Origin of the sequence: Promicromonospora sp. NPDC057488 (assembly GCF_042802395.1) — a bacterium.
GTDB lineage: Bacteria > Actinomycetota > Actinomycetes > Actinomycetales > Cellulomonadaceae > Promicromonospora.
Window position 1 is genome coordinate 1 of record NZ_JBHVEG010000236.1, and the last position, 8,084, is coordinate 8,084.

The following is an 8,084-nucleotide window of genomic DNA, read 5'->3' on the forward strand; positions in this document are numbered from 1 at the left end:
GTCGAGACCTCGGGAGGGTCTCGACAAGCTCGACCAGCGGTAGCCCCGGCGGAACCCCCGCAGAACCGGACCGCGGCCAAGGACGCCCGGATGACGGCGCTCTGGGGGCCGGGCGACGCGGCGACCTTCGTGGACGTGCTGGCGCAGGAGGCGCGCGCCCCGGGCGAGCCCCGGGAGCGCGCCGACGACACCCACGACGTGGTGCCGTTCCGCACGCCGCCGTCGGCCGCCCAGGAGGGCGAGATCCCCGACGACGTGCTCGACCTCGCCGACCGGATGCTCCGCCTGCCGCGCCACCTGGGTATCCACTCGGGCGGCATGGTCATGTGCGACCGCCCCGTGATCGAGGTGGTCCCCGTGGAGTGGGCCCGCATGGAGGGCCGCACCGTGCTGCAGTGGGACAAGGAGGACTGCGCCGACGCCAAGCTGGTGAAGTTCGACCTGCTGGGCCTCGGCATGCTCACCGCCATCCGGTACGCGTTCGAGTCGGTCGAGGAGCACACCGGGGAGCGGCTCACGCTGCACGGGCTGCCGCAGGAGGACGCGGGCGTCTACGACCTGCTGTGCGCCGCCGACACCGTGGGCGTGTTCCAGGTGGAGTCGCGCGCCCAGATGGCGACCCTGCCGCGCCTGCGGCCGCGGACGTTCTACGACATCGTCGTGGAGGTCGCGCTCATCCGGCCCGGCCCCATCCAGGGCGGGTCCGTGCACCCGTACATCGAGCGGGCGCGGGGCCGCGAGCCCGTGTCGTACCCGCACCCGCTGCTGGAGAAGTCGCTGCGCCGGACCCTGGGCGTGCCGCTGTTCCAGGAGCAGCTCATGCAGATGGCGATCGACGTCGCCGGGTTCTCCGGCAAGGAGGCCGACCAGCTCCGGCGGGCCATGGGGTCCAAGCGGTCGGTCGAGCGCATGGAGGCGCTGCGCGAACGGCTCTTCGCCGGGATGACGGCGAACGACGTGCCGGTCAAGGTGCAGGGGGAGATCTTCGAGAAGCTCAAGGCGTTCGCCGACTTCGGCTTCCCCGAGTCGCACGCCTACTCCTTCGCATACCTGGTGTACGCCAGCTCGTGGCTCAAGGTGTACCATCCGGCCGCGTTCTACGCCGGGCTGCTCGCGGCCCAGCCCATGGGGTTCTACTCGCCGCAGTCCCTGGTGGCCGACGCCCGCCGCCACGGCGTGCGCGTGCTGCGGCCCTCGGTGGTGGCATCGCGTGTGCTCTCGTCGGTGGAACGTGCCGACGGGGAGCTCGTGGTCCGCATGGGACTGGAGTCCGTGCGCGGCATCGGCAAGGACAAGGCCGAGGAGATCGTCGCGGCGCGGGACGGCGCCGGTGCGGCCGGCTTCGCGTCGCTGCGGGACCTGGTGCGGCGGGTCGAGCTGTCGACGGCGCAGCTCGAGGCGCTCGCGACGGGCGGGGCGCTGGAGCCGTTCGGCGTCGAGCGCCGGGAGGGGTTGTGGGCCGCGGGCGCGCTGGGCCAGGAGGGGCCGACGACGCTGCCCGGCGTCAGCGTCGGCGTCGACGCCCCGATGCTGCCCGGGATGGACGAGGTCGAGCTGTCGCAGGCCGACGCGTGGGCGACCGGCGTCACGCCCGACTCGTACCCGACGCAGCACGTGCGGCCCGGGCTGGACGCGGCGGGCGTGCTCACCGTGGCGCAGGCGCTGCTGACGGAGCCGGGCCGCCGGGTCGCCGTCGGCGGCGTGGTGACGCACCGGCAGCGGCCGGGCACCGCCGGGGGAGTGACGTTCCTGTCCCTGGAGGACGAGACGGGGCTGCTCAACGTGATCTGCAGCGTCGGCCTGTGGCAGCGGTTCCGCCGGGTGGCGCGCTCGGCGCAGGCCATGGTGATCCGGGGCCGCATCGAGGCCGCCGACGGCGCCGTCAACCTCCTGGCGGAGCACCTCGCCCCGCTGACGCTCGCGGTGCCGGGGCGGTCGCGGGACTTCCGTTAGCCCCGCCGCCGCGTGGGGTCAGCCGAGGACGAGCTGACCGGTGCTGTTCGCCCACATCAGCGCGGAGCCGGCGGCGATGAGCACCGAGCACAGCACGTAGACCCAGATCCACATCCGGTGTCCGGCGACGCGCAGCAGCACGGCCAGCCCGAACGCGGCGGTCCCGAGGGCCGGCGCGGCGAGGAACGGGTCGCCGCCCTGCGCGTCCTGGGTGAGCAGCACGTACGCGGCGGCCAGGAGCAGCAGCCGGGGCACCCAGCGGAGCAGCGCGCCCAGCAGGCGCAGCACCCGCGGCCGCTTGCGCGGCGCGGAGCCGTTCACCGGGGGGCGCGCCTGCGTGCCCGGCTGGGCGGACGGCGGCCGGCCCGGCTGCACGCTCTGCGGCCGCGCGGCGGCGGACCGCCCGGCGGGCTGTCGTGCGGGCTGGCGCTGGGCCGGTGTGCCGGGCTTGCGCTGGGGCTGCCGTGCCGGCTGTGCGCCGGGCTGACGCTGGGTCTGCGTGCCGGCCTGGCGCGGCGCCTGCGTGCCGGCCCGGGCGCCGGCCTGCCGCGGCGGCTGCCCGGCGGGCTGCTGCGTGGGCTGGGCGGTGGGCAGCGTCGGCATCGGGCGGGTCGTGCGTACCGACGCGGCGGGCCCGGCCTGCTTCGGGGTGGGCCCGAGGTGCTTGACCGAGCTCTTGCGCGGTTGGTACGACTGCGGCGGCGGAGTCTGGCTGCGCACCACCTGGGTCGCCGCGACCGACGCGGGCGCCGCGGCGGAACCTGCCGCGGGCGACCCGACCGAGGTCACGGACCGCGGCCGGCTGGTGACGGGCGCCCGCCTGCTCGCCGGAGCCGGCTCGGGGCTGCGGAACGTGCGCCAGCCGCGGAGCGTGTCGGCGTGCCCGTCGGGCGGGGTGGTGACCCGCCAGCGCATCGCCTGCCAGATCCAGTCCTTGATCTCGGCCGGGGTCCTGCCGCCGGCCACCTCGGCGCCGATCTCCGCGATGTGGTCGGCCACGACCTGCTCCGCGGCGCCGTCGAACCCGTCCGCGTGCACCTCGGTCAGCACGCTCATCAGCGCCCGGTCGTACACGAGGGCGTGCCAGGGCTCCGGGACGCGGGTGGGCGTGATCTCGTCCGACCGGTCGACGTCCCGCTGGAACAGCTTGGTGTGGCCCCGGCCGGGCAGGATGTCCGTCGCGGGGAGCGCCGCGACCTCGGCCGCCGTCACACCGTCGCTGACGAGCTGCGAGGTGAGCAGCAGCGTCGGGTCCGGCGTCGCGCTCGCGATCCGGGCGCGCACCACGCTCGCGATGTTCTCCAGCGGCGGCCGGTGGTTCGGCTGGTACCGGGTCATGGCCAGCACCAGCGACTGCAGGTGCCGGTCGATGACCGGACGCTCGGGCAGGGGATCGTCGTCCGGGACGACGCCGGCCGGCTCCTCCTCCACGAGGTCGGCGGGCGCCAGGTCCCGGCCCAGGAAGTTCAGGTCCAGCGGCAGCGCGCCCGTGCTCGCGTACACGAGCAGCAGGCCCAGGCTGTACACGTCGGACCGCGGGTGCACCCGGCGTCCGAACAGCTCGGGCGCCATGTAGGCCATGGTCCCGGCCGGCTGCGTGGAGGTCGCGGCGTCGAAGACCTTGGCGATGCCCAGGTCGATGAGCACGGCGCGGTCGCCGTCGACCATGATGTTCGCCGGCTTGAGGTCGCGGTGCAGGCAGCGCTCCTCCTGCAGCACGAGCAGCGCGTCGACGATCTGCCGGGCCAGGCGCAGCGCCTCGGGGCCGGACAGCGGCCCCTCCTCGCGCACCCGGTCGCGCAGCGTGGTGCCGGGCACGAGCTCCATCGCGAACCACGGCTGCGTCGCGTCCAGGCCCGCCTCGACGAACCGCGGGAAGCCCCGGCCGTCCAGGCGTTCCAGCAGGTGCGCCTCCTGCGCGAAGCGCTCCCGGGCGTCGTCGTGCAGCCCGGTGAGGACCTTGAGGGCGACCTCGGTGCCGTCGTCGGCCAGCGCCCGGTAGACGTGCGCGAACCCGCCGTGACCCAGCGCCTCGGCGAGCGTGAACCGGCCAAGGCGCTCGCCGCTGGCGGGGATCCGCCGCACGGGCCGCATCGGGAGGGCCGCGGCGCGAGGAGCGGGGGCGGGGGCTGGGGCGGGCTCGGGTTCGACGACGGCGGGCTCGTCCGACGGCGCGGCGGCGGCGGCAGGCTCGTCGGTGGGCGGTGCGGGTACGGGCTCGACAACCTCGGCGACCTCGGCGGCCGGCTCCGCCTCGGTCGCGACGTCCGCGGCCTCGACAGCCGGCTCGGCCTCGGCCGCGCTCGACTCGTCGTCGTCGGTCGGCTCGGGCGCGACCGCGTCGATCGGGTCGGCCTCGGCGGTCGGCGGCGCGGGAACCGGCGGGAGTTCTGCGGTCGGTTCCGGGGCCGGCGGCGCGGGGACCGGCGGGAGCTCCGGGGTCGGCGTGGGGGCTGCTGCGGGCCCGGGATCGGTTGACGGGACCGGACCGGGGCCGACGGCCGCTGGCGCGACCTCGCCGACGCCGGGTGCTGGTGACGTCATGCCGGAAAACCTACCAGCGGACGCCGTCGGATCAGAGAAAAGTCCACCCCCGACTTCACCCTGCTCCAAGCCCCGTTGACCACAGCAGTTGCTGCCACGGCGGCCGCCCCCTGGCAGCGACTGCTGTGGTCGACTCACACACCCTGATCGCGGTACCAGCGGATCTTTTCCCGGAGGCGCTCCTGCTGGCCGCGGAGCGTGTCGATCGACTCCTGCACCCGCCGGTCGTGGTCCTCCAGCAGCGCGACGCGCGCGGCCAGGGTCGCCTCGTCGAGCGACAGCTCGGCGTACCGCTTGAGGTCCGCGATCGGCATGCCGGTGTCGCGCAGGCAGTGCACCAGGTCGAGCCAGCCCAGGTCGTCCTCGGTGTACGTGCGGTGCCCGCCGGACGTCCGCGCGATCGGACGGAGGATGCCCTCGCGCTCGTAGTACCGCAGCGTGTCGATGCTGAAGCCGGAGACCTCGGCGGCCTGCGCGGGCGAATACGTGATCATCCTCAGATCCTCCCCTTGACCTGGAGCGCGCTCCAGGGATTTCGCTGCTCCCATGACCACCACACAGCACACCCCCGCCGAGCGACTCGTGCTCGGCGCCATGACGTTCGGCACCGCCGTCGACGAGGCCACGGCGTTCGACCTCCTGGACCGGTTCGTCGACGCCGGCGGCCGCTGGATCGACACCGCCGACTGCTACGCCTTCTGGGCGAGCGAGTCCGGCTACGGCGGCCAGAGCGAGGAGGTGCTCGGCCGCTGGTTCGCGGCGCGCCCCGGCGTGCGCGACCGCGTGCTGCTCTCCACCAAGTTCGGTGCCGAGCCCCGCGACGCCGCCGACTGGCCCGCCTCCCGCACGGGCCTCGCGCCCGCCGCGATCCGCGAGCAGATCACGGGCAGCCTGCGCCGCCTCGGCACCGACCACGTCGATCTGGCCTGGGCCCACATGGAGGACCGCTCCGTCCCCGTCGAGGAGACCGCCGACGCCTGCGCGGCCCTCGTGTCCGACGGCGTCGCGGCGCGGGTCGGCACCTCGAACCACCCGGCGTGGCGCGTCGAGCGGGCGCGCCGGCACGCCGTCGGGCAGGGCAAGGAGCCGTTCAGCGTGGTCCAGCACGCCTACAGCTACCTCCAGCCGCGCCCCGGAACGCTCACGGGCAACCACCGGTTCGGCTGGCTCGACGACGAGCTGGTCGACCTGGCCGCCGTCGAGCACCTGGACGTCTGGGCGTACACGCCGCTGCTGTCGGGCGCGTACGACAACCCGGCCAAGCCGATCCCCGAGGTCTTCGACCACCCGGGCACCACGCGGCGGCTGGCCGTGCTCGACGACGTCGCGGCCGAGCTGGGCGCGACCCGCGGCCAGGTGGTGCTCGCCTGGCTGGCGGCGCGCGGCATCCACCCGATGCTGGGCGGCAGCAAGCCCGCCCAGCTGGACGCGGCGATCGCGGCCCTGTCCCTGCCCCTGACAGAGGCTCAGGCGACCCGCCTCACGACGGTCGACGTCACCCCGCCCGCCGCCTGACGGGCCAGGGTCAGGGTCAGGCGAGGTCGATCGAGACCGGCTCGAAGGGGGTCGCCTCCGGGTAGCTGCCGCCCCAGAGCTTCGCGCCGTCCTCCGTGAGCTCCACCTGCTGCCAGGTGAGGCGGGCGCCGTCGGCCGAACGCTCCGGGGCGCCCGCCAGGCGGAACGCGACCGTGCGCACGTCCGACTCGCGCTCCCGGATCGACATGGTCCAGTCCGCGCCGCCGTCGGCGGGGGCGAGCACCTCGATGTCGGCGACCTCGCCGACGAACGAGCCGAAGTGCCCGATGAAGATCACGGAGCCCGTGAACGCGAACGACGAGGAGTCCGCGGACACCTCGGGCGTGCGTCCCGGGTCGAGCGGAAAGTGGAACGAGGCGCCCGTGCCGCCCACGGCGTCGTCCTGCACGATGCGGCCGCCCGGCGCCCCCATCACGTACATCAGCAGGCTTGCCTTGATCTCCCAGTCCAGATGAGCCACGCGAGAACGGTACTCCTACCTGGGGATTCGTACGTCTTCGCCCGGAGGCCCCCGCGCCCGCCGTCTCCTGTGACGGCACGGTCTGGGTGGTCGCCGCGCGTTCACGGGCGCGTCGCCGGGCCGACGGCGGCGGGCCTTGCTCCGGCCACCGGGCCCGTCCAGGCTCGGGCGCATGAGGACCAACCCACGCGGCGCCGCAGCCGCTCGCACCGCAGCAGCCCTCGCCCTGACCCTCGCGGGCGCACTGGCCCTGGGCGCCGTGCCGGCGTCCGCCACCCCGGCCGGCCACCACCGCACCTTCGACCTCCAGGCCCACCGTGGCGGCATCGCGCTCACCGTGGAGAACACGCTCCCGGCTTTCGACAACGCGCTCGCGCTCGGCGTCAGCACGCTCGAGCTGGACGTGCAGATCACGCGGGACGGGTACGCCGTCGTGACCCACGACCGCGACCCGAGCCCCGCCAAGTGCGTCGACACCGAGCCCGCGTTCCCGGGCGACCCGCAGTTCCCCTACGTGCCCGACAAGACGTACATCAAGGACCTCACGCTCGCGCAGGTGCGCACCCTCGACTGCGGCTCGCTGCGCCAGCCGCAGTTCCCCGGGCAGGAGCTGCACCCGGGCGAGCGCATGCCGCTGCTGTCGGAGGTGCTGGCCCTGGTCAACCGCCACCGCGCGCACCAGGTCATGCTCAACATCGAGACCAAGGTCGAGGCGGGCGCCCCGGAGCAGACGGCGCCGCGCGAGCAGTTCGTGCAGGTCGTCGCCCGCGAGGTGCGCAAGGCCCGGCTCGTCGACCAGGTGACGATCCAGAGCTTCGACTGGGGCTCGCTCATGCGGATGAGCGAGGTCGAGCCGCGTTTCGGCCTGGTGGCGCTGACCAACGGCCAGCAGTTCCTCCAGGTCGGCGTCGACGGCGCGTCGCCGTGGCTCGGCGGCCTGGACATCGACGACTTCCCGGGCTCGATCCAGGAGAAGTTCGTCGCGGCCGCCGCGTCCTTCGGTGCCGACGCCGTCTCGCCCGTGCACGGCGACCCGCAGGGCGGCAGCGTGAACGACCCGGGCTACGTCCCCTTCACCACGCCCGAGCTCGTCCGCGCCGCGCACCGCGCCGGGATGGACGTCATCCCGTGGACCGTCGACGACCGCGCCACCATCGAGTCGCTGATGGACATCGGCGTCGACGGCCTCATCACCGACCGCCCGGACCTGCTGCGCACGATCATGGCCGAGCGGCACCTGAAGCTCCCCAAGCGCTGCTGACCATCCGCCTCGGGGCTCAGCCTGCGGCCTCAGCGGTGGGGGCCGCCCGTTCTGGTGCTGTTCTGCGGCGCTCGCGGCGGCCGCGGGCCAGCTCCGTCGCCAGGGCGTCGAGCGGCTGGGCGAACGTGTCCTCGAACCGGGCGAGCCAGGCCTGCGCGGCCGCGGTCCCCGAGTCGTCCACGGCGTAGAGTCGGCGGGTGCCCTCGGCCCGCACCCGCACCAGGCCGGCCTCGCGCAGCACCTTCAGGTGCTGCGAGACCGCCGGCTGCGTGATCCGCATCCGCGCCTGCAGCGCGGCGACCAGGGCGCCAGCGGGCTGCTCGCCGGTGG

Annotated in this window: 7 protein-coding genes; 3 read left to right on the forward strand and 4 right to left on the reverse strand. The window is 74.7% G+C overall.

Annotated elements, in window-relative coordinates:
* Nucleotides 1-1,953 (forward strand): OB-fold nucleic acid binding domain-containing protein (locus tag ACFU5G_RS27715; RefSeq protein WP_377251944.1); only part of this gene is annotated, 1,953 nt, incomplete at its 5' end.
* 18 nt (nucleotides 1,954-1,971) lie between these two features.
* Here the strand turns inward: ACFU5G_RS27715 and ACFU5G_RS27720 are convergent.
* Nucleotides 1,972-4,497 (reverse strand): protein kinase, encoded by a 2,526-nt coding sequence (locus ACFU5G_RS27720; RefSeq protein ID WP_377251946.1) that lies wholly within the window; start codon nucleotides 4,495-4,497, stop codon nucleotides 1,972-1,974.
* Between the two features lie 134 nt (nucleotides 4,498-4,631).
* Entirely contained in the window at nucleotides 4,632-4,991 is a 360-nt protein-coding gene (locus ACFU5G_RS27725; protein WP_377251948.1) for a MerR family transcriptional regulator, read from the reverse strand.
* A gap of 52 nt (nucleotides 4,992-5,043) precedes the next feature.
* Here ACFU5G_RS27725 and ACFU5G_RS27730 point away from each other — a divergent pair, with 52 nt between their 5' ends.
* Nucleotides 5,044-6,012 carry an aldo/keto reductase gene (locus ACFU5G_RS27730; protein ID WP_377251950.1) on the forward strand — a complete coding sequence of 323 codons (969 nt, stop codon included), beginning with the start codon at nucleotides 5,044-5,046 and terminating at the stop codon, nucleotides 6,010-6,012.
* Between the two features lie 16 nt (nucleotides 6,013-6,028).
* Here ACFU5G_RS27730 and ACFU5G_RS27735 read toward each other — a convergent pair whose 3' ends face one another.
* Nucleotides 6,029-6,493 carry an HtaA domain-containing protein gene (locus tag ACFU5G_RS27735; protein ID WP_377251952.1) on the reverse strand — a complete coding sequence of 155 codons (465 nt, stop codon included), beginning with the start codon at nucleotides 6,491-6,493 and terminating at the stop codon, nucleotides 6,029-6,031.
* Nucleotides 6,494-6,665: 172 nt separating this feature from the next.
* Between ACFU5G_RS27735 and ACFU5G_RS27740 the strand changes: the two genes are divergently transcribed.
* A complete protein-coding gene (locus ACFU5G_RS27740) occupies nucleotides 6,666-7,754 on the forward strand; it encodes a glycerophosphodiester phosphodiesterase family protein (RefSeq protein WP_377251954.1) in 1,089 nt (362 codons plus the stop codon).
* Nucleotides 7,755-7,770: 16 nt separating this feature from the next.
* Here ACFU5G_RS27740 and ACFU5G_RS27745 read toward each other — a convergent pair.
* Nucleotides 7,771-8,084: ArsR/SmtB family transcription factor (locus tag ACFU5G_RS27745; protein ID WP_377251956.1), on the reverse strand; the 314-nt coding region annotated here is incomplete at its 5' end.

What these genes read in the sequence shown, in the direction of transcription:
- ACFU5G_RS27720 (WP_377251946.1), bottom strand. Translation starts at nt 4,497, where the DNA reads ATGACGTCACCAGCACCCGGCGTCGGCGAGGTCGCGCCAGCGGCCGTC.
- ACFU5G_RS27725 (WP_377251948.1), bottom strand. Translation starts at nt 4,991, where the DNA reads ATGATCACGTATTCGCCCGCGCAGGCCGCCGAGGTCTCCGGCTTCAGC.
- ACFU5G_RS27730 (WP_377251950.1), top strand. Translation starts at nt 5,044, where the DNA reads ATGACCACCACACAGCACACCCCCGCCGAGCGACTCGTGCTCGGCGCC.
- ACFU5G_RS27740 (WP_377251954.1), top strand. Translation starts at nt 6,666, where the DNA reads ATGAGGACCAACCCACGCGGCGCCGCAGCCGCTCGCACCGCAGCAGCC.